The organism is Chromobacterium vaccinii, assembly GCF_000971335.1.
In the GTDB taxonomy this organism is placed as follows: domain Bacteria; phylum Pseudomonadota; class Gammaproteobacteria; order Burkholderiales; family Chromobacteriaceae; genus Chromobacterium; species Chromobacterium vaccinii.
Genome location: NZ_JZJL01000003.1, coordinates 131,633 through 152,083 on the forward strand (window position 1 = coordinate 131,633; position 20,451 = coordinate 152,083).

General features: G+C 64.0%; 19 protein-coding genes. 3 read left to right on the forward strand and 16 right to left on the reverse strand.

What is annotated here, in order from left to right; all coding sequences use genetic code 11:
• Positions 1-85: 85 nt before the first annotated feature.
• From gspF to VL52_RS02630, 7 genes are all read right to left on the reverse strand, one after another.
• Positions 86-1,297 carry a type II secretion system inner membrane protein GspF gene (gene gspF, locus VL52_RS02600; RefSeq protein ID WP_046155574.1) on the reverse strand — a complete coding sequence of 404 codons (1,212 nt, stop codon included), beginning with the start codon at positions 1,295-1,297 and terminating at the stop codon, positions 86-88.
• Positions 1,297-2,757, reverse strand: a complete 1,461-nt coding sequence (gene gspE / locus VL52_RS02605; protein ID WP_046155575.1) for a type II secretion system ATPase GspE — start codon at positions 2,755-2,757, stop codon at positions 1,297-1,299. The genes gspF and gspE overlap by 1 nt, the downstream gene beginning before the upstream one ends.
• Complete coding sequence (gspD, locus tag VL52_RS02610) at positions 2,754-4,901, reverse strand: type II secretion system secretin GspD (RefSeq protein WP_046155576.1); 2,148 nt, start codon at positions 4,899-4,901, stop codon at positions 2,754-2,756. Before gspD ends, gspE begins: the two co-directional genes overlap by 4 nt.
• A 9-nt stretch (positions 4,902-4,910) precedes the next feature.
• The gene (locus tag VL52_RS02615) at positions 4,911-5,522 is read right to left on the reverse strand and encodes a type II secretion system protein N (RefSeq protein ID WP_046155577.1); all 612 of its coding nucleotides are present in this window, start codon (positions 5,520-5,522) and stop codon (positions 4,911-4,913) included.
• 294 nt (positions 5,523-5,816) lie between these two features.
• Positions 5,817-7,598, reverse strand: a complete 1,782-nt coding sequence (locus tag VL52_RS02620) for an acyl-CoA dehydrogenase (RefSeq protein ID WP_046155578.1) — start codon at positions 7,596-7,598, stop codon at positions 5,817-5,819.
• Between the two features lie 152 nt (positions 7,599-7,750).
• On the reverse strand, positions 7,751-8,683 hold the full coding sequence (locus VL52_RS02625; protein WP_046155579.1) for an electron transfer flavoprotein subunit alpha/FixB family protein: 933 nt from the start codon (positions 8,681-8,683) through the stop codon (positions 7,751-7,753).
• 3 nt (positions 8,684-8,686) lie between these two features.
• Positions 8,687-9,436, reverse strand: a complete 750-nt coding sequence (locus VL52_RS02630) for an electron transfer flavoprotein subunit beta/FixA family protein (protein WP_021479161.1) — start codon at positions 9,434-9,436, stop codon at positions 8,687-8,689.
• Between the two features lie 240 nt (positions 9,437-9,676).
• Between VL52_RS02630 and VL52_RS02635 the strand changes: the two genes are divergently transcribed.
• Positions 9,677-10,093: a MaoC family dehydratase gene (locus VL52_RS02635; RefSeq protein WP_046155580.1), complete on the forward strand. Its 417-nt coding sequence runs from the start codon at positions 9,677-9,679 to the stop codon at positions 10,091-10,093.
• 2 nt (positions 10,094-10,095) lie between these two features.
• Here VL52_RS02635 and queG read toward each other — a convergent pair whose 3' ends face one another.
• Positions 10,096-11,133: a tRNA epoxyqueuosine(34) reductase QueG gene (gene queG, locus VL52_RS02640; protein ID WP_326980815.1), complete on the reverse strand. Its 1,038-nt coding sequence runs from the start codon at positions 11,131-11,133 to the stop codon at positions 10,096-10,098.
• Between the two features lie 37 nt (positions 11,134-11,170).
• Here queG and tsaE point away from each other — a divergent pair, with 37 nt between their 5' ends.
• Both tsaE and VL52_RS02650 read left to right on the forward strand, forming a co-directional pair.
• Positions 11,171-11,665 carry a tRNA (adenosine(37)-N6)-threonylcarbamoyltransferase complex ATPase subunit type 1 TsaE gene (gene tsaE, locus VL52_RS02645; RefSeq protein ID WP_046155582.1) on the forward strand — a complete coding sequence of 165 codons (495 nt, stop codon included), beginning with the start codon at positions 11,171-11,173 and terminating at the stop codon, positions 11,663-11,665.
• Complete coding sequence (locus tag VL52_RS02650; RefSeq protein WP_021479157.1) at positions 11,623-12,864, forward strand: N-acetylmuramoyl-L-alanine amidase; 1,242 nt, start codon at positions 11,623-11,625, stop codon at positions 12,862-12,864. Before tsaE ends, VL52_RS02650 begins: the two co-directional genes overlap by 43 nt.
• 67 nt (positions 12,865-12,931) lie before the next feature.
• Here the strand turns inward: VL52_RS02650 and yacG are convergent, their stop codons facing one another.
• The 8 genes from yacG to VL52_RS02690 all read right to left on the reverse strand — a co-directional run bounded on the left by yacG (position 12,932) and on the right by VL52_RS02690 (position 20,419).
• On the reverse strand, positions 12,932-13,123 hold the full coding sequence (gene yacG, locus VL52_RS02655) for a DNA gyrase inhibitor YacG (protein WP_046155619.1): 192 nt from the start codon (positions 13,121-13,123) through the stop codon (positions 12,932-12,934).
• Between the two features lie 5 nt (positions 13,124-13,128).
• On the reverse strand, positions 13,129-13,887 hold the full coding sequence (zapD, locus tag VL52_RS02660; protein WP_031297029.1) for a cell division protein ZapD: 759 nt from the start codon (positions 13,885-13,887) through the stop codon (positions 13,129-13,131).
• 36 nt (positions 13,888-13,923) lie between these two features.
• On the reverse strand, positions 13,924-14,538 hold the full coding sequence (gene coaE, locus VL52_RS02665) for a dephospho-CoA kinase (protein ID WP_046155583.1): 615 nt from the start codon (positions 14,536-14,538) through the stop codon (positions 13,924-13,926).
• Positions 14,523-15,443, reverse strand: a complete 921-nt coding sequence (locus tag VL52_RS02670; RefSeq protein ID WP_046155584.1) for a prepilin peptidase — start codon at positions 15,441-15,443, stop codon at positions 14,523-14,525. The genes coaE and VL52_RS02670 overlap by 16 nt, the downstream gene beginning before the upstream one ends.
• Positions 15,443-16,666 carry a type II secretion system F family protein gene (locus VL52_RS02675; protein ID WP_046155585.1) on the reverse strand — a complete coding sequence of 408 codons (1,224 nt, stop codon included), beginning with the start codon at positions 16,664-16,666 and terminating at the stop codon, positions 15,443-15,445. The genes VL52_RS02670 and VL52_RS02675 overlap by 1 nt, the downstream gene beginning before the upstream one ends.
• Positions 16,667-16,703: 37 nt before the next feature.
• Positions 16,704-18,410 (reverse strand): type IV-A pilus assembly ATPase PilB, encoded by a 1,707-nt coding sequence (pilB, locus tag VL52_RS02680; RefSeq protein WP_046155586.1) that lies wholly within the window; start codon positions 18,408-18,410, stop codon positions 16,704-16,706.
• Between the two features lie 168 nt (positions 18,411-18,578).
• The gene (locus VL52_RS02685; RefSeq protein ID WP_046155587.1) at positions 18,579-19,700 is read right to left on the reverse strand and encodes a porin; all 1,122 of its coding nucleotides are present in this window, start codon (positions 19,698-19,700) and stop codon (positions 18,579-18,581) included.
• 398 nt (positions 19,701-20,098) lie between these two features.
• Positions 20,099-20,419, reverse strand: coding sequence for a ComEA family DNA-binding protein (locus tag VL52_RS02690; RefSeq protein WP_021479149.1), 321 nt, complete (start codon positions 20,417-20,419; stop codon positions 20,099-20,101).
• Positions 20,420-20,451: the final 32 nt, after the last annotated feature.

Consider the following 20,451-nt stretch of genomic DNA (forward strand, 5'->3'; position numbering starts at 1 on the left):
GAATGCATGCCGGGAATGCTTCCCGGCGTCTCTTCCAAATCATTGCGCCCGCCGCGGCGGGCCCATTCTCTATCCATGCGAACGCTCAATGCACCATCTGGTTCATGTCGATGATGGGCATCATGATGGCCAGCACGATCAACAGCACCATGCCGCCCATCACCAGGATCAGCAGCGGCTCCATCAGCGTGGTGAAGGTGGCCAGCTTGCGCTCCACCTCCTGCTCCTGCTGCTGGGCGGCGCGGTCCAGCATGTGGGACAGCGTGCCGCTGGCCTCGCCGCTGGAAATCAGGTGGATCAATACCGGCGGAAACTGGCGGGTGGCGTTCAGCGCGCGCGACAGCGACACGCCCTCGCGCACCTTGGCCATCGCGTCGGCCACCGCGTCCTGCATCGGCAGCATCGTCATCAGGCCGCGCGCGGTTTCCAGCGCGGTCAGCAACGGCACGCCGGACCCGACCAGAATCGACAAGGTGCTGGCCATCCGCGCGGTGTTCAGCGCGCGGAACAACCGGCCGAACACCGGCAGCTTCAGCACCCGGGCGTGGAAACGGCGCTTCAGCGCCGGCGCGCGCAAGGCGCGGACGATCAGGAAAGCCGCCGCGACAATGCCGATCAGCATGACCACGCCCCACTGGCGCAGGAAATCGCTGCAGGCCACCAGCGCGCGGGTCAGGAAAGGCAAGGTCTGCTTGGTCTGGGCGAACACGCTGACCACCTGCGGCACCACGTAGCTCATCAGGCCGCCCACCACCAGAATGGCGACCAGCGTCACCACCGCCGGGTAGGCCAGCGCCAGCGTCACTTTCTGCTGGGTGTTCTGCCGTTTGTCCAGGTATTCCGCCAGCCGCGACATCACCATGTCCAGGTGGCCGGACTGCTCGCCGGCCTGCACCAGCGAGCGGTACAGCGGCGAGAACACCCCTGGCGCCGACGACAGCGCCTGGGCAAAGCCCTTGCCCTCCAGGATGTCGCTGCGCAGGGCCGCCAGCACGGTGCGGCTGCGGGCGTTTTCCGATTGCTCGGTGACGGCGGTCAGCGCCTTCTCCAGCGTCAGGCCGGCGTTGAGCAGCGTCGACAGCTGCTCGGTGATCATCACCAATTCGGCGCGCGGCAGGCCGCGGCGCAGCACATTGCTGCCGGCGCCGCCGGTCTTGGCGTTGACGCTGTCCACCGTCACCGGCAGCAGGCCGCGCTCCCTGAGCTGCCCGCGCGCCGCGCGGGCGGAATCCGCCTCCAGCAGGCCGCTCTGCTCCTTGCCCGCCGCGTCGTAGGCGGTGTACTTGAAGGCCGCCATCAGCTCCTCGTCACCCGCAGGATTTCTTCCAGGCTGGTCTCGCCGGCCTTGACCCAGCGCATGCCGTCATCGCGCAGGCTGCGCATGCCATGGCGGCCGGCGTGGTCGCGCAGCCGGTGTTCGGAGGCGCGATCGTGGATCAGCCGCTGCATGGTGTCGTCGATCAGCATCAGCTCATAGATGCCGTAACGGCCCTTGTAGCCGGACTGGCTGCAGGCCGGGCAACCGACCGGACGGTAATGCACCGTCTCCGGCGCGTCGTCCAGCGGCACCGGATGCGGCGCCTTGCATTGCGGGCAGACGCGCCGCACCAGCCGCTGCGCCATCACGCCCAGCAAGCTGGAGGCCAGCAGGAAGGGCTCGACGCCCATGTCGGTGAGCCGGGTCACCGCGCTGGCGGCGTCGTTGGTGTGCAGCGTGGCCAGCACCAGGTGGCCGGTCAACGATGCCTGCACCGCGATCTGCGCGGTTTCCAGGTCGCGGATCTCGCCTATCATCACCACATCCGGGTCCTGCCGCAGGATCGCGCGCAGCGCCTTGGCGAAAGTCATGTCGATGCGGGCGTTGACCTGGGTCTGGCCGACGCCGTCCAGGTGGTACTCCACCGGGTCTTCCACCGTCATGATGTTGGTGTGGGCCGAGTCCAGCCGCGACAGCGCCGCGTACAGCGTGGTGGTCTTGCCGGAGCCGGTGGGGCCGGTGACCAGCAGGATGCCGTGCGGCTGGCGGATCAAGGTATCCACCGAGGCCAGCGTGTCGGCGGCCATGCCCAGCGTGGCCAGGTCCAGCTTGGCGTTTTCCTTGTCCAGAAGACGCAGCACCACCCGCTCGCCGTGGCTGGTGGGCAGCGTCGACACCCGCACGTCCACCGGCCGGCCGCCCAGGCGCAGCGAGATGCGGCCGTCCTGCGGAATGCGCTTCTCGGCGATGTCGAGATTGGCCATGATCTTGATCCGCGACACCATCGCCGCGTGCAGCGCGCGATGCGGGCTGACCACGTCGCGCAGCGTGCCGTCCAGGCGGAAGCGAACGGTGGAGCGATCCTCGAAGGCCTCGATGTGGATGTCGGACGCGCCGTCGCGCAGCGCCTGGGTGAGCAGCGCGTTGATCATGCGGATGATGGGCGCGTCGCCCTCGCTTTCCAGCAGGTCCTCCACCGTCGGCAAGGACTCGACCATCTGGTTCAGGTCCATGTCCTGGCCGATGTCGTCCACCATCTCCGCCGCCGCGCCGTCGCGGCTGGCGTAGTGCTCGGACAGGCGCTTCTCGAATTGGGAGGCCGTCAGCGTCTCCACGCCCGACAGCTCGCCGCCGTGCACCCGCAGCGCCTCGGCCCAGGCCGCCGGCCTGGCGTCCTCGCGCAGCAGCAGCACCCGGCCGACTTCGCCGTCCAGCAGGATGACCCCGTTGGCGCGGGCGAAGGGAAAGGGCAGCAGCGTCGCGAACTTGGCTTGCATCATTGCTTGGCCTTGGCGTTGTCTTCCGACTTGTTCAGCGTATCCAGCGCATTCAGCGCGCCGTGTATGCTGCCGGCCGCCGGCGCCTTCAACTGGTCGTTCAGGCTTAGCGGCAACTTGCGGTCTGCATTCCGCATCGCGTCTTCCATCACATAGCCGTAGCGCTCGCCGGCCACGGCGCGATTGCCGATCTCGTCGCGAATGATGGTGGGGCGGATGAAGATCATCAGATTGCTCTTCTTGCGCTCCTTGCCCTGATACTTGAACAGATTGCCGATGACGGGGATATCGCCCAGCAGCGGCACCTTGTCCTCGGCGTTGGTCGTGGTTTCCTGGGTCAAGCCGCCCAGCGCCACCAGCCCGCCGTCGCCGACCGTCACCACCGTGTCCAGCGTGCGGCGGTTGAAGGTCGGGCCGGCGGCCGCGTTCAGCGTGGTGGCGTCGATGGAGTCGGCCGCTTGGCTGATCTTCATGCGGATGGTGCCGCCCTCGGATATCTGCGGGGTGATCTTCAGGCCGAAACCCACCGTCTTGCGGTCATAAGTATTGTAAGGCGCGTTGGAGGTGCCGCTGGAACCCGCCGGGTAAGAGGCGCTGAGCACCCCGATCTCCTGGCCGATCACGATCTTGGCTTCCTCGTTGTCCATCGTCACCAACTGCGGGCTGGCCACCAGATTGCCTTGCGCCTCCTGCTCCAATGCCTGGGCCAGCAGGCCCAGCGTCGGGATCTGCACGCCGCCCACGGTGATGGTGTTGACGATGGCGGCGGTCAGGCCGCCTCCGGTCAGGCTGCTGACCAGCGAGCTCAGCGGCGTGCTAGGCGTACCGGAGGCGGCGCCGCTGCCGCTCGGCAGCAGGGAAGGCGAAGCCGGGCCGGGCAGGCTGTTGCCGATCAGTCCGTTGCCATGCACATTGGCCGCCCACTGCACCCCAATCTTGGTGGCGCGGCTGGCCGTCACTTCCATCACCAGCGCTTCGACGTAAACCTGGGCGCGGCGCTTGTCCAGCAGGTCGATCACGTTGCGCAGGTTCTGATACATCGGGTCCGGCACGTTGAGGATCAGCGCGTTGCTGTTGCTGTCGGCCTGGATCATCGTGCCGATGCCGGCGCCCGACGGCGCGGAGGACGAAGACGCGGCAGAGGCCGCGGCACCCGCGCCGGCGTCGGGCGAGGACACCGGGTTCTGCGCCGAGGCGCCGTTCCCCGTGCCGGCGCTGGTGGCGGAAGACATCAGGCTCGCGCCGCCGCCAGTGGTGGTCGCGGTATTGATCGTGCTGCGCGCCTGAACCGGACTGCCCTCGCTGGCCAGCAGCAGGCGCAGCGTCTTGGCCACCTCGGACGCCTGGGCGTTTTTCAAGTACACCACGCGGACATTCGAGCCGGCCTGGCTGGGCTGGTCCAGCACCTTGAGCAGGCTCTTGACCTTGCCGATCTTGCCCGGGGTGTCGGCGCGCACCATCAGCACGTTGGCGCGGGCGTCGGCCAGGATGGTGGTCTTGCCGCCGTCGGCGCCGCCCTCCTGCATCAGCTTGTTCAGCGAATTGGCCAGCTCCACCGCGGAGCCGAACAGCACCGGGATCACCACGGTGTCGCCCGCCGCCGCCGATTCCACCGATTCGATGATGGATTCGATGCGCTGGATGTTGTCGGCGTAGTCGGTGACGATCAGCGCGTTGGACTGCGGATAGGCGGCCACCGTGTTGTTGGGCGACACCAGCGGCCGTATCACCGGCACCAGCTGGTTGGCGTTGCTGTTTTTCAGCGCAAACACCTTGGTGATCAGACGGTCGCCGTCGCCGCGCGGAATGTTCTTGCTGGCCTTGGCGTGCAGTTTGGCGTCCGCTTCCGGCACGATCTTGATCACGCCGTTGCCCTCCACCGCGGAGAAGCCCTGCAGACGCAGGGACGACAACAGCACCTGGTAGGACAGCGCGCGCGGCACCGGCCGGCTGGAAACGATGTTGACCGTGCCCTTGACGCGCGGATCGATGATGAAGTTCTTGCCGCTGATCTCGCCTATCGCCTTGACCACGGTCTCGATGTCGGCATTGACGAAGTTGAGCATGACCGTATCGTTTTGCGGCGCGGCGAGCAGATTGCAACTGTAAACCAGGGCCAGGGCGGCGACGAGCTTGGAAATTCGCATTGCACTCTCTTATTGGCGAATCATCGCGGCGGGATCCACCGCGGGTTGAGGCTGGGCATCGGGTACGGCGTTCTGGCCCGGAATCGGAATGGGTACGGCGCCGGGCATGGGCTGGGCCGGCTGCACCGCGGGAGGCTGCGACGGCGCGGATTGCGGCATGTCGCCGCCGCCTGCGCCGCTCTGCCGCTGCAGCGGAACGAACTGCTCGTTGCCGCCTGAGCGCAAGGTGACGCCATTGGGCGCGACCTTGACCAGCTCCCAGCCGTCAGGCGTCTGCTTGCCCTGCAACAGCGGCTCGGGGTGGCCGTTGCTGTCGATGATGGCGAAGCCCTGCACGCCGTCGCGGCTGGGCGCGTACACGCCCAACAGCCGGACCGGCGGCAAAGCCGCCACCGGCTGCTGCGGCGCCTCGCCGAACCAATGTCCCTGCGCCGCCGCGGCCGCGGCGGCCTGCGGCTGGGCCGGAGCCAGATCACGGTAGTTTGGCGCGGAAGGCGCGAGCAGCGCGCTCAACTGCTGGCCCAGCCAGAAAGCGGCCAGTCCCAGCGCCGCGGCGGGCAGGGCCTTGTGCCACTGCCGGCCCGGCAGCCGCCAGCGGCTGAAGTCCAGCTTGCGGCGCATGATTGTCTTGTCCCCTGAAACCATCGGCCTTCCGTATCGTAAATTTGCTGAGCGACTGTCACAGCAGGCACGCTAGATTAAGCAGCAAGAGCACGATTTTGCAATAGGCTGCCTGAATATTTGATGACAGATGAAAATTTAGTCATCGTTAATATTTACAGCCGATTCCCTTGCCGCTTGATTCTCATCGCATCCGAACAAGAAATTCACATCGGGAAAAAGCAAACTTTCGGCATTTTCGCATAAAAAAACGCCGCGGCGAGGCCGCGGCGTCCGCATGTCGGCTCTAGCCGGTCAAAACTGGCTGTCATCCAGAGCAAGCGCGCTGTCGGCGCCATTCAGGATCGCCGCCGTCAGGCCGGAAACCTGCGGCAGCAAGTGATCGGCGAAGAAACGCGCGGTGATGATCTTGGCGTTCAGGAAATCGCTGTCCGCATCGGCGTCCTGCAGCTTCTCCTTGGCGATCAGCGCGGCGCGGCCCAGCTGCCAGCCGCCCAGCACGATGCCCATCAGCTTCAGGAACGGCACCGAACCGGCGGCGGCCAGCTGCGGCTGGGCGCCGAAGGTTTCCAGGATGAAGGCGACGCAGCGCTCGGCGTCGGCGATCGCTGCGGAGAGGTTGCCGGCGGCGGAATCGAACCCCGCGGCCTGCAGCTTGTTCGCCGTAGACTGCGCCTCGGCCAGCAGCGCGCGGGCGACCGCGCCTTGATCCATCGCCGTCTTGCGGCCGATAAGGTCCAGCGCCTGGATGCCTGTGGTGCCTTCGTAGATGGCGGTGATGCGGGCGTCGCGGTAGTACTGGGCGACGCCGGTCTCCTCGATGTAGCCCATGCCGCCGTGCACCTGGACGGCCAGGCTGGTGATCTCGTTGGCCTGCTCGGTGTTCCAGCCCTTGACGATGGGAATCAGGAAATTCAGCAGCGCCTGGTTGCGGGCGGCTTCGTCCGCCACCGGATGGCGCGCGGCGCGGTCCAGCGCGGCCGCGGCGTAGAAGGTCAGCGCGCGCTGCGCTTCGATCTGGGCGCGCATCGTCATCAACATGCGGCGCACGTCCGGGTGCCGGATGATGGCCACCCCGGCTGGATCGGGCGAACCGACCGCGCGGCTCTGCACCCGATCGCGCGCGTACTCCACCGCTTTCTGGTAGGCGCGCTCGGACACCGCCACGCCCTCGATGCCCACGCCCAGGCGGGCGTGGTTCATCATGGTGAACATGTAGTTCAGGCCCTTGTTCGGCTCGCCGACCAGGTAGCCGACCGCGCCGTCGTTGTCGCCGAAGCTCATCACCGCTGTCGGGCTGCCGTGAATGCCCAGCTTGTGCTCCAGCGACACGCAGCGCACGTCGTTGCGCGCGCCGAGCGAGCCGTCGGCTTTCACCAGGAACTTGGGCACGATGAACAGCGAGATGCCCTTCACCCCGGCCGGCGCGTCCGGCAGGCGCGCCAGCACCAGATGGACGATGTTCTCGGCCATGTCGTGCTCGCCCCAGGTGATGAAGATCTTCTGGCCGCTGACGCGATAGCTGCCGTCGGCGGCCGGCGTCGCCTTGGAGCGCACTTGGGCCAGGTCGGAGCCGGCCTGCGGCTCGGTCAGGTTCATGGTGCCGGTCCACTGGCCGCTGGCCATCATCGGCAGATAGACGCTCTTCAGCTCATCCGATGCGTGATGATGGATAGCCTCAACCGCGCCCAGCGTCAGCAGCGGCGCCAGCGAGAACGCCAGATTGGACGAACACCACATTTCCTCCACCGCCGCCGCCACCAGCGCCGGCATGCCCTGGCCGCCATATTCCTCCGGCGCGCGCAGGCCCACCCAGCCCGATTCGACGTACTGCTGCCAGGCATCCTTGAAGCCCGGCGCGGCAGTCACTTCGCCGTCCTTCCACTTGGCGCCCTGGTCGCCCTGCTTGTTGATCGGCGCCAGCACGCCCTCGGCGAACTTGGCGCCCTCTTCCAGCACCGCGTCGGTGAGCTCCACCGAGCACTCGCCGTAGCCCGGCAGCCCGCAGATCGCCGCCAGATCGGCCAGCTCGTTCAATGCAAATCGGATGTCTTTGATTGGGGCGTGATAAATCATCGCGCTTCTCCTCTGCTTCTCTCGCGTCGGCCCGCGCCGCGGGCCATAAAAAAAACCGGCGCTCCCTGATAGGGCGCCGGCTGCTGTTGTTGGTTCCGGCGGCTATGCTGCCTGCTCGGTCGGGGGCGCTTGCGGCCGCCCCCGGCTGTCGCTTACTTCGACAGTTCGGCGATCAGTTCCGGCACCACGGCGAACAGGTCGCCGACGATGCCGTAGTCGGCCACCTGGAAGATCGGGGCCTCCTCGTCCTTGTTGATCGCGACGATCACCTTGGAATCCTTCATGCCCGCCAGGTGCTGGATCGCGCCGGAGATGCCGACGGCGAAGTACAGCTGCGGCGCCACCACCTTGCCGGTCTGGCCGACCTGATAGTCGTTCGGCGCGTAGCCGGCGTCCACCGCGGCGCGCGAGGCGCCGACGGCGGCGGACAGCTTGTCGGCCAGCGGGCCGATCACGGCCTTGAACTGCTCTTCCGAACCCAGCGCGCGGCCGCCGGACACGATGACCTTGGCCGAGCCCAGCTCCGGACGGTCGGACTTGGTCAGTTCCTGGCCTACGAAGGCGGACAACTGGCTGTCGGCGCCGGCGGCGATGGTTTCCACCGCGGCCGAACCGCCCTGGCCTGCCGGGTCGAAAGCGGTGGTGCGCACGGTGATCACCTTGATCGCGTCAGCCGACTGCACGGTGGCCAGCACGTTGCCGGCGTAGACCGGCCGCACGAAGGTGTCGGCCGATTCGATGGCGACGATTTCGGAAATCTGGGCGACGTCCAGCAGCGCGGCGACGCGCGGCAGCAGGTTCTTGCCGAAGGACGAGGCCGGAGCCAGCACGTGGCTGTAGTCCTTGGCCAGGCCGACAACCAGCGCTGACAGGCTTTCGGCCAGGCCATGCGCGTAGTGGGCGGCGTCGGCCAGCAGCACCTTGGCCACGCCGGCCACGCACTTGGCGGCATCGGCTGCGGCGGCGGCGTTGTGGCCGGCCACCAGCACGTGCACTTCGCCCAGCTTGGCCGCGGCGGTGATGGTGTTCAGGGTGCCTGTCTTCAGGCTCTGGTTGTCGTGTTCAGCGATAACGAGAATAGCCATGTCTTACAGCACCTTTGCTTCGTTCTTGAGTTTGGCGACCAGTTCGGCGGCGTTGGCCACCTTGATGCCGGCGGAACGCTTGGCCGGCTCGGCCACTTTCAGCGTCTTCAGGCGCGGAGCGGCGTCAACGCCCAGATCGGCCGGCGTGGTCTTGTCCAGCGGCTTTTTCTTGGCGGCCATGATGTTGGGCAACTTGATGAAGCGCGGCTCGTTCAGGCGCAGGTCGGCGGTGACCACGGCCGGCAGGCGCAGCTTGACGGTCTCCAGGCCGCCGTCGATCTCGCGGATCACGTCCACGGTCTCGGCCGCCAGGTCCACCTTGGAGGCGAAAGTGCCCTGGGACCAGCCCAGCAGCGCGGAAGTCATCTGGCCGGTCTGGTTGGCGTCGTCGTCGATCGCCTGCTTGCCCAGGATCACCAGTTGCGGCTGCTCCTTGTCGGCGACGGCCTTCAGCAGCTTGGCCACCGCCAGCGGCTGCAGCTCGACATCGGTTTCCACCAGGATGGCGCGGTCGGCTCCCATCGCCAGCGCGGTGCGCAGTGTTTCCTCGCACTGCTTGACGCCCATGGACACGGCGATGATCTCGCTCACTTTGCCGGCTTCCTTCAGACGCACCGCCTCTTCCACGGCGATCTCGTCGAAAGGGTTCATCGACATCTTGACGTTGGCGATATCAACGTCGCTGCCGTCGGCTTTGACGCGGACTTTCACGTTGTAATCGACAACGCGTTTCACTGCGACTAGAACTTTCATATTCCTCCAGCAAACTTCTGTGGGTTAATCGAACGCGGAAGGCAACGACGGCCAGCAGAGCCTGATTATGCCCCAAGCAAAATTCAAACGAGCGTTTGGTTTGTACGCGCCGGCGCGGCGCGTGGTGAAAATGCAACTCGGCGTCGATAGTACGTCATTTCCCTGCGGTTTGCATTTCAGGCCAAAGCTGTCACAATGCACTGCAACATTTCCCCGTCATAAATCTCACAGGGAGTTGTCATGACCGTCTATTTCGAGGATCTGGCCGTCGGCGCCAGCGCCGAAACCGGCAAAACCATCACCGAGGCCGACGTATTGCTGTTCTCCGCCGTCAGCGGCGACAACAATCCAGTGCATCTGGACCAGACCTACGCAGCCACCACGCCTTTCGAGACCCGCATCGCCCACGGCATGCTGACCGCCAGCCTGATCTCCGGCGTGATCGGCACCCGCCTCCCCGGCTACGGCACCGTCTACCTGTCGCAGTCCACCCGCTTCAAGGCGCCGGTGCGCATCGGCGAAACCGTCACCACCCGCGTCACCGTCGAAGAGCTGATCCCGGAAAAGAAACGGGTGCGCCTCTCCACGCAATGCCGCGTCGGCGACAAGGTGGTGCTGGAAGGAGAATCGCTGGTGATCGCGCCGTCCCGCAGCTGAAATCAACAGGACTGGCCGTGCCGGGCCAGCGCCCAGCGCACCGGCTCGGCCACCAGCTCGTCGGGAAAGTCCAGCCGCCTGCGCAGCGCGGCCACCACTTCCGGCGTGGTCGGCGCGTTGCCCAGGCCCACCGCCAGATTGGACAGCCACTTGTGATAGCCGATGCGGTAGATCGGGCTGCCCGCCATCCGCTCGCGGAACTCGTCCTCGCTCCAGTCGAACAGTTCTACCAGACTGGCGCCATCCAGACCATGACGCACCGCAAAATCAGCTTCCGCTGTTAAAGCGCCGAAACGGTTCCATGGACAAAACAGCTGGCAATCGTCGCAGCCGTACACCCGGTTGCCGATCAAGGGCCGCAGCGGCTCCGGAATCGCCCCCTTCAATTCGATGGTCAGATAGGAAATGCAGCGGCGCGCGTCCACCGTGTAGGGTTCGATGATGGCGCCGGTGGGACAGACATCCAGACAGCGCGTGCAGCGGCCGCAATGGCCATCTTCGGCCTCGTCCGGCGGCAGCGGCAGGTCGGTCAATATCTCGCCCAGGAAAAACAGCGAGCCCTGGCGCTTGGTCAGCAGCAGCGTGTGCTTGCCGCGCCAGCCCAGGCCGGCCTGGGACGCCAGCGCCACCTCGGCCAGCGGCGCGCTGTCGGTGAACACCCGGTGGCCGAACGATCCGACCGCGCCTTCTATGCGCTCGGCCAGCTTCTGCAGCCGGTTGCGCAGCACCTTGTGATAGTCGCGCCCCAGCGCGTACCGCGACAGGTAGGCGCGCGACGGGTCGGCCAGCACCTGCTCAGCCGGCTCGCCCCCCGGCCAGTAGTTCATCCGCAGCGAAATCACCGACAGCGTGCCGGGCACCAGTTCGGCCGGCCGCACCCGCATCGCGCCATGCCGGGCCATATAGTCCATCTCGCCGTGATGCCCGGCCGCCAGCCAGGCTTCCAGCCGTTGTTCCGCCTCCGGCGGCAGCGCCGCGCGCGTGACACGGGCGTCGGCGAAACCGGCTTCGCGCGCCCAGGCTTTGATTTGGCGCGACAATTCGGGATAATCCGGTTTTTGAGGAGGATTCTCAGTCATGGCGATGGATGATACCAGCGTTCAAAGCGGCGGCCTGCCCGACGAGAGCGCGACCCTGGCGCTGGGCGCAGCCTTCGCCGCCGCCGCGGAACCCGGCCTGACCGTCCACCTGCTGGGCGATCTGGGCGCGGGCAAGACCACGTTCACCCGCGGCCTGCTGGCGGCGCTGGGCCACCGCGGCAAGGTGAAAAGTCCCACCTACACCCTGGTGGAAAGCTACGCCTTACCTGAATATAGTGTCCATCACTTCGACCTGTACCGCTTCGCCGATCCCGAGGAATGGAACGACGCCGGCTTCAGCGAATATTTCGGCCCGGACAGCCTATGCTTGGTGGAGTGGCCGGACAAGGCCCGCGGACTCGCGCCCGCGCCCGACATCGCGCTGGAACTTGCCGTCGACGGAGATGGTCGCACCTATCACTTTCAAGCCCTGAGCCAAACCGGACAGTCATGCCTGATTCGACTTTCGACCCAAAACGCCGCGCGCTGCTAGGCGCAGCGGCCGCCACCTTTCTGATCGCCGTCAGCCGAAAAGGCTGGGCGGCCGGCAGCCAGATCGTCGCCTTGCGCATCTGGCCGTCGTCCACGTACACCCGCATCACGCTGGAGTCCAGCGCCGCGATCCAATACAAGCAGTTCACGCTGGCCAATCCGAACCGGCTGGTGATCGATCTGCAAGGCGTGCAGCTGAACGGCGTGCTGAAGGACATCAGCGGCCAGATCGCCGCCGCGGATCCTTATATCCGCACCGCCCGCGCCGGCCAGTTCGACCCGGACACGGTGCGCCTGGTGCTGGACCTGAAGACCGACGTCAAACCGCAAGCCTTCGCGCTGGCGCCGGTGGCCGAATACCAGCACCGGCTGGTGGTGGACCTGTATCCGGCCAGCGGCCAGCAAGACGATCCGCTGCTCGCGCTGCTACAGGACTACAACAAGGGCAAGATGGAGCAGCCCCCAGCCCAGATCAAGCCCAAGGCCAAGAACAGCGACCGCCCCATCGTGGTGATGCTGGATCCCGGCCATGGCGGCGAGGACCCGGGCGCCATCGGCTTGCAGGGCAATCGCGAGAAGGACGTGGTGCTGAAGATAGGCCACCAGTTGAAACAGCTGATCGACGCCGAGTCCAATATGCGCGCCTACATGACGCGCAGCGACGACGTGTTCATCCCGCTGGGCGTGCGCGTGGCCAAGGCGCGCAAGCTGAATGCAGACTTGTTCGTCTCCATCCACGCCGACGCCGCGCCCAACCGCGCCGCGCGCGGCTCCTCGGTGTTCGCGCTGTCCGAGAAAGGCGCCACCAGCGCCTTCGCCAAGGCGCTGGCGCAGACCGAGAACAATTCCGACCTGGTCGGCGGCGTCAAGATCGGCAGCAAGGACAAGTATCTGGCGCACACGCTGCTGGATCTGACCCAGACCGCCACCATCAACGACAGCCTGAAGCTGGGCAAGACCGTGCTGGGCCAGCTGGGCGGCTTGAACAAGCTGCACAAGAACGCGGTGGAGCAAGCCGGCTTCGCGGTGCTGAAAGCGCCGGACATCCCATCCATCCTGGTGGAAACCGCCTTCATCTCCAACCCGGAAGAAGAGCAGCGCCTGATCACCGCCGAGTTCCAGCAGCAGATGGCCAACGCCATCTTCAGCGGCGTCAAACGCTATTTCGCCTCCGGCGCCGCGCTGGCCGCGCGCGCCTGAACGGCCAGCCGCCAAAACAAAACCGCCGGGCAGCTTGGCCTGGCGGTTTTTCGTTTGCCTGCGCGCTTCAGTGCGTCGACGGCGTTTCTCCGGGCGGAGAGTCCTCCTCCGCCGGCACCCGGTAGGTCTCGCTGGCCCACTGCCCCAGATCGATCAGGCGGCAGCGCTCGCTGCAGAACGGACGGTAACGGCTCTGCGGCTCCCAGCGGACTTCGGCTTTGCAGGTGGGACAGGCGACTATGCGTACGGATTCGGACATGATGCTCAAAACTTGCAATTGGTCAGTTGGAACTCCACATCCTGCTCGGTCTGGCGCGGCCGGGTCTCGCCGGTCACCGCGTTGACGAAGCGGATGTTGAGCGCGTACTTGTTGGCGGACAGCTCGGGCAGCAGTTCCAGATTATCGTCGTAGGCGACCTGGATCAACTGCACCACCTTGCCGCCGGACATCTGCTGGAACGCGCCCTTGCGGGCAACGTAATGATAGGTCTTGCCGCTGTCGCGCAGCAGATGCAGCAGGATTTCGGCGGCGTCGGCGGTAGGCATCAGCGGCGCGGCCCAGCGGCGCAGATCCTGGCGCCGGACCTCGGCGGAGCGCTGCTGCCACAAATGGTAGGACGGCAAGTCGAACTGGCAGGTGCCGCCGGGAATGCCGGCGCGCTGCTTGATCGCCATCAGCCACTCGTTCTCGCGCAGGTTCTGCCCGAACTTGCCGGTCAGCGCCAGCAACTGCGACGACGCGCGTTCGATCTCCTCCAGCACGCCTTCCAGCGTTTCCTCCGCCACATTGGGATTGTCGCGCAAGGCCTCCAACATCTGCTTCTGCCGCTCCAGCTCCTGCAGCAGATCGGCCTTCAGGTCGGCGCGGGACGCCGTCTCCATCAGCTCGAACAGAACCTGCAGCGCGGCGTGATGATCATGCGGGTGATCCTTGCCGATAAAGTAGGCCAACCGCCCGTACAGATACTCCAGACGGAGCAGAATACGGGTGCGCTCGGTGACAGGAAATTCGAAACTGATCACGGCAGATCTGCCCTTCTCCACGGCTTGCAGCAAGCCTTATAACAATGCTTTGACAAGATTTGCCAGATAATAACTGTGTTTGGCATCAACTTGAAGCCTCAATTCTGCCAAGCCGCCGCTATTGTCGATGACATCGTCGGCGCGGCTCAGCCTCTGCTCGCGCGGCAGTTGCGCGGCCATGATCGCACGCACCGCCTCCGCGCTCAATCCGTTGCGCCGCATCACCCGTTCCACCTGGACCTCTTCGCGGCAATCCACCGCCAGCGTCCGCGCCAGCAAGGGCAGATAACGATTGCTTTCAAACAGCAGCGGCACCACCAGCACCGCGTAATCCCCGGCAGCGGCCTCCAGCCGGCTCAAGCTTTCCGCGTGGATGGCCGGATGCAGGATGGCCTCCAGCCGATGCCGCTCCTCCGGATCCGCGAACACTCTCGCCCGCATCGCCGCGCGGTCCAGCGAACCATCGCCGGCCAGCGCCGACGGGCCAAACGCGCGCTCGATCGCCGCCATCGCGGCGCCGCCCGGCCCGGTCAACAGATGGGCGATGCTGTCGGTGTCCACCACCGGCACGCCCAATTCGGCGAAGCGATCCGCCGCCGCGCTCTTGCCGGAGCCTATGCCCCCGGTCAATCCCACTACCGGGATAGCCATGCCAAATATCCATTCATGATCTGCGGCCCCCACACCAGCGCGATCCAGCCTGCCGTCGCCAGATAGGGGCCAAAGGGAATCTGCTGCCCGCCCCGGACTTTGGAAACCGCCATCAGCGCGACGCCGAACAACGCGCCCACCAGCGACGACAACAGGATGATCAGCGGCAACATGCTCCAGCCCAGCCACGCGCCCAGCGCCGCCAGCAACTTGAAATCGCCATAGCCGAAACCTTCTTTGCCGGTCAGCAGCCGGAATCCGTGGAACACCAGCCACAGCGACAGATAACCGAATACCGCGCCCCACACCGCGTCGCTCAGTGGCACCAGGCCTGTCTGCAGGTTGAACAGCAGGCCGCCCCACAGCAACGGCAAGGTCAGGCTGTCCGGCAACAGCTTGGTGTCGAAGTCGATGAAGGCCAATGCCAGCAGACACGCCGTCAACGCCAAAGCGCCGGCCAGCGGCCAGCCCCAGCCCAGCTTCCAGGCCAGAAAGCCGAACAATGCGCCGCTCAGCAGCTCCACCAGCGGGTAGCGCCAGGCGATGCCCGCGTCGCATTCGCCGCAACGGCCGCGCAACAACAGAAAACTCAGCAGCGGCACATTGCGCCAGGGCCGCACTGGCGCATGGCAAGCCGGGCAATGCGAGGCGGGCCGCCACAAATTGTAGCCCTTCCCGTCGTCAAGCTCATTCCTGGCCTGCTGGGCGGCCAGCCGCAGCGCGGACGATGCGCCGTCTTCTGCAAGGTATTCGACGCTATCCGCCAAAAACTCCCGCTCCAGCATCTTGGGCAGGCGATGGATCACCACATTCAGAAAACTGCCCACCATCAAGCCCAACAGCAGCGCCGCGCCGGTCAACCAGGCAGGATGGGTGGCCAACAGCCATGTCATGTCGTCCAGCATCAACCCACCACCTGGCCCATCTTGAAAATCGGCATGTACATTGCGATCACCAACCCGCCTATCAATATACCCAGTATCACCATGATCGCCGGCTCCAGCAGACTGGACAACGCGGCCACCGCATTATCCACTTCTTCCTCGTAAAAGTCGGCCACCTTGTCCAGCATCTGGTCCAGCGAGCCCGACTCCTCGCCGATCGAGGTCATCTGCAGCACCATATTGGGAAACAGATCGGTGCGCTGCATCGAATAGCTGAGGCTGGAGCCGGTGCTGACGTCGGACTGGATGCGCCGCGTCGCCTCGGCGTAAACCTGGTTGCCCGCGGCGCCGCCGACCGAGTCCAGCGCCTCCACCAGCGGCACCCCGGCGGAGAACAGCGTCGACAACGTGCGCGCCCAGCGCGCGATGGTGGCCTTGCGTATGATGTCGCCGATCACCGGCAGCCGCAGCAGAATGCGGTCCATCTGCTCCTGCATCTTGGGCGTGCGCTTGAACGCGTAGAAAAAGGCGAAAATCGCGCCGAACAGGGTGCCGAAGATCAGCCACCAGAAATGGACGAATTGATCGGACAGCCAAATCACGAACAGCGTCGGCGCCGGCAGGTTGGCGCCGAAGCTGGAAAACAGGTCCTTGAACGCCGGGATCACGTAAATCATGATCACCGCGGTGATGATGAAGGCGGTGCCGACGATGGCCGAAGGATAGATCATCGCCGATTTGATCTTGGACTTGATGGCCATCACCTTTTCCTTGTAGGTGGCCAGTTTGTCCAGCAAGGTGTCCAGCACGCCGCCCGCCTCGCCGGCGGCGATGATGTTGCAGAACAGCTTGTCGAAATACAGCGGACGCTTGCGGAACGACTCCGCCAGCGACAGGCCGGTTTCGACATCCGCCCTCACTTCCAGCAGCATCCGCGTCACCGCCGGATTGCTGTGCCCTTTGGCCGCGATGTCGAAAGCCTGCAGCAGCGGCACGCCAGCCCGCATCATCGTCGACAACTGGCGGGTGAACAGCGTGATGTCCTTCTCGGTGATTCTCTTGCCGAAACCGCTGCGACGGCGACGGATCTTGGCGACATTGATGCCCTGCCGCCGCAGTTGGGTCTTGGCGACAGTCTCGGACTCGGCGCGCAGTTCGCCCCGTATCATCTTGCCGGACTTGTCCTTGCCTTCCCATTCCCAGATGTAGCCTGGATTCGCTTTCTTGGCCGCCGTGGTCGCCATCGCCCCATTTCCTCTAATTAACGCCGTGGGTCGCCGTTCAATCGTTGGTCACCGCCTCGACCTCGGCCAGCGAGGTCATGCCGGCAATCACCTTCAGCAGGCCGGCGCGGCGCAGATCGACCATGCCCTCCTCCCTGGCCAGATCGGAGATGTCCACCGCAGTGCCGTTCTTCATGATCAGCCGCATCATCGCATCGCTGATCGGCATCACTTCGAAAATCCCGACGCGCCCCCTGTAGCCGGTGTTCCGGCACTCCTCGCAGCCGACGGGCCCGTAGGGGTGCCAGCCGCCGGCCAAGTCCTCCTTCAAGAAACCTGCGCGCAGCAGTGCCTCCTCGGGAATCTCCACCGGCTGCTTGCAATGGCTGCATAGTTTGCGCGCCAAGCGCTGCGCCATGATCAGCAACACCGAACTGGCGATGTTGAACGGCGCCACGCCCATGTTCAGCATCCGCGTCAAGGTGGACGGCGCGTCGTTGGTATGCAGCGTCGAGAACACCATGTGGCCGGTCTGCGCGGCCTTGATCGCGATGTCGGCGGTCTCGAAATCGCGAATCTCGCCCACCATGATCACGTCAGGATCTTGCCGCAGAAAAGCCTTCAACGCCGAGGCGAAGGTCAACCCCGCCTTTTCGTTGACGTTGACCTGATTGATGCCGGGCAGGTTGATTTCCACCGGATCCTCCGCAGTGGAGATATTAGTGTCCGGCTTGTTCAAAATGTTCAGACAAGTGTAAAGCGATACGGTCTTGCCGCTGCCGGTAGGCCCGGTCACCAGCACCATGCCGTAAGGCCGGGCTATCGCCCTCAACAGATGCGCTTTTTGCTCCGGCTCGAAGCCCAGCTGCTCGATGTCCAGCGAGGCCGCCGACGAATCCAGGATACGCATCACGATTTTCTCGCCGAACAAGGTGGGCAAGGTACTGACGCGGAAATCTATCGCCCGGGTCTTGGAAATCACCAGCTTCAGCCGGCCATCCTGAGGCAGCCGCTTTTCCGAAATATCCAGCCTGGAAATCACCTTGATGCGGGAAGCGATCTTTTCCTTCAGCAGCAAGGGCGGCTGCGCCACCTCCTTCAATACGCCATCCACCCGGTAGCGGATGCGGTAGTACTTCTCGTATGGCTCGAAGTGGATGTCGGACGCGCCGAGGCCTATCGCATCCAGCAACATCTTGTGGATGAACTTGACCACTGGAGCATCGTCGACCTCGGTCTGCGGGCCGTTGTCCAGCTGCGCCTCGGGATCGGCGAATTCCAGATCGCCGAAATCCTCGCTTTCCAGCTCTTTCAGCGCCGAAGTCGAATTGTCCTGATATCGCCCGATCAGCTTGGACAGCTTGTCTTCTTCCACCACGACCACTTCTACCGTCAGGCCGGTCTTGAAAGTGATCGCATGGTAGGCGGAGGTCTGGGTGGGATCGGAAGTGCCGATGTAAAGCTTGTTGCCGCGCTTGAGCAGCGGCAGCAGCCGGCGGCTGGCGATCACCTCGTCGTCCACCAGCCCCTTGGGTAGTTGGTCGGTATCCAGCGAAGCCAGATCCAGCAGCGGATAGCCGAACACTCTGGATGAAAACATCGCGATGTCGCGCGCGGCCATCTTCTTGCTCTGGATCAGCTGCTCGACAAAGCTGAGATGGGAAATCATCGCCTGTTTCGAAATGGCGTCCGCATCCTGCTGCAACAGCATATTGTGCTGGACCAGGGCCCTGCCCAGGCCGGAAATCCCTGCCGTAGCTTCCATAAGCGAAATCGATCCGGTTCGGACCTTGCGGTCGTGATCAGGTATAGGCTGTGACGCTATTATATGTGAATCGCACCGGCAAATCCCTGTCGATCAGGCTTTTCAAGCCTAGCGGACAAAAAAAGAGCTGCCGAAGCAGCTCTTTTTCGAAATGAAACGAATCTCGGCTTAGAAGCGGTGAATCAGACCCAGACCGAAGGAGCTTTCGTTATCCGTACCAGGATACTTCCACTTCACGTGGCCATAGGAGGTATACACATCGGTACGCTTCGACAACGCGTAATCCAGGCTCAGCACGAACTGGTCATAACCGGAATCGTTGATGGTGGAGCCGCCCAGAGTCGCGTTATAACCCTTGGCATAGGACAGATAAGGCGTGAACGCACCAAAGGTATAGCCCCCGGTCAATGCCAATTCTTTGGTCTTCAACTTCGAAGTATTGACTGCCAGCTGCGAGGCTGCAGCGCTATTACCCGCGGCAACAAGCCCAGCGACAGCAGCATTATTAGCCAAAGTCCCCAAAGTGCCATTATAGAACGAGCCAAAACCATAACCTTGGATTTGCTGGTAGCCAAACGCCAAATAAATATTATTGGCGTTATAACCCGCCTCCAGACGATGCCAGTCTTTGTTGCTACCCGCGACATTGGACGCATCGCCCCAACTAGCAAAGCTGTATTTGCCGAAGTAGCCCGCGTTTTCATAGCTGAGGCCGATGTTGACGAACTGCTGGTTGGCGCGCGACCCATCCAAGCCCGTTACCCGAGCCTCATCGAAGCCCCACAAAGCCATGTAGCTAAAGCCATACCAGTTCGGGCTGTCATAGCGAATAGCGTTGTTCACGCGGCCATCCAGACGAGTGAACATGCCGAGGCCGCCTACGCTTTGGGTGCTGTAATAGCCGGGATCGACTTGCTCCATATCCAGATTAGGGTAGTTGGACAGCTTGCCCAGACGAATCTGCCCCCATCCGTCACCTGCCAGACCTACGAAGGTATCGCGGGTGCCAAAGCCGGTCGAATTGGTGCCATCCACGCTGATGGCGCTTTCCACCTGCCAGATCGCCTTCAGGCCATTCCCCAGGTCCTCGCCGCCCTTGAAGCCCAGGCGCGAAGTCCAGTCGTTGACCTCGGAGCTGCCTTGCGGCTTGCCGTTGGCATCCTTGCTCAGAGTGGAACTATAGGTTTTGTTGTATTCGTAACCACCACGGATCTGGCCGTAGAGGGTCACGTCGGCCATGGCCGCCGCAGGCAGGGCAGCCAACGCCAAAGCGATGAGCTTCTTGTTCATTGCAAATCCTTTCAAGTCAGTTGATTTTGTCCTGTGGGCTTCCCGGCGAAACCGTTTGCCTGGACATTTATGTGCCGACGGTATGTTCCGTCGATCGCTGTAGCCAATATAAGACTGGCGTTGCAAAAAAACAAAGACAGCCCCGTCATGACAGGTAAAAATCAGCAAAAAAACAACAGGACAGTGCTCTCTACTTGTTTACAAAATACTTGTCACCGCCCGCACAGCGCCAAGAAGACGCGCAAAAACAACAAAACCGTCACATTGTTGCCAATTAGCAACAAAGAACTCCCCGCATCAATCAAATCGGCAAATTAAGAAAATCCGCGAAAATGAAAAACCGCCATCCAGAACGGCATGGCGGTTTAAATGCGGCGCCGGCTCTGGCCGGCAGGCGCTTACTTGGCGGCGGGCTTGGCAGCTGCCGGCTTCGCGTTCGCGGCGGCGGGCTTAGCGGCCGGCGCGGCGCCGCCGACGGTGACTTCCTTGCGCAGGCTTTCCAGCGTCTTGTCCCCGATGCCAGAAACCTTCTTCAGATCGTCGACAGTCTTGAACGGGCCGTTTTTGGTCCGGTAATCGACAATGGCCTTGGCTTTGGCCGGGCCAATGCCCTTCAAGGCTTCCAGTTGTTGCGGCGTCGCGGTGTTCAGATTGACGGCGGCCCAGGCGAGATTGCACAGCAACAGCAAACCGGCAAAGACAGCGAACAGCTTCTTCATGGCAAGCTCCTAATGAAAGTGCAGTCGTGAAA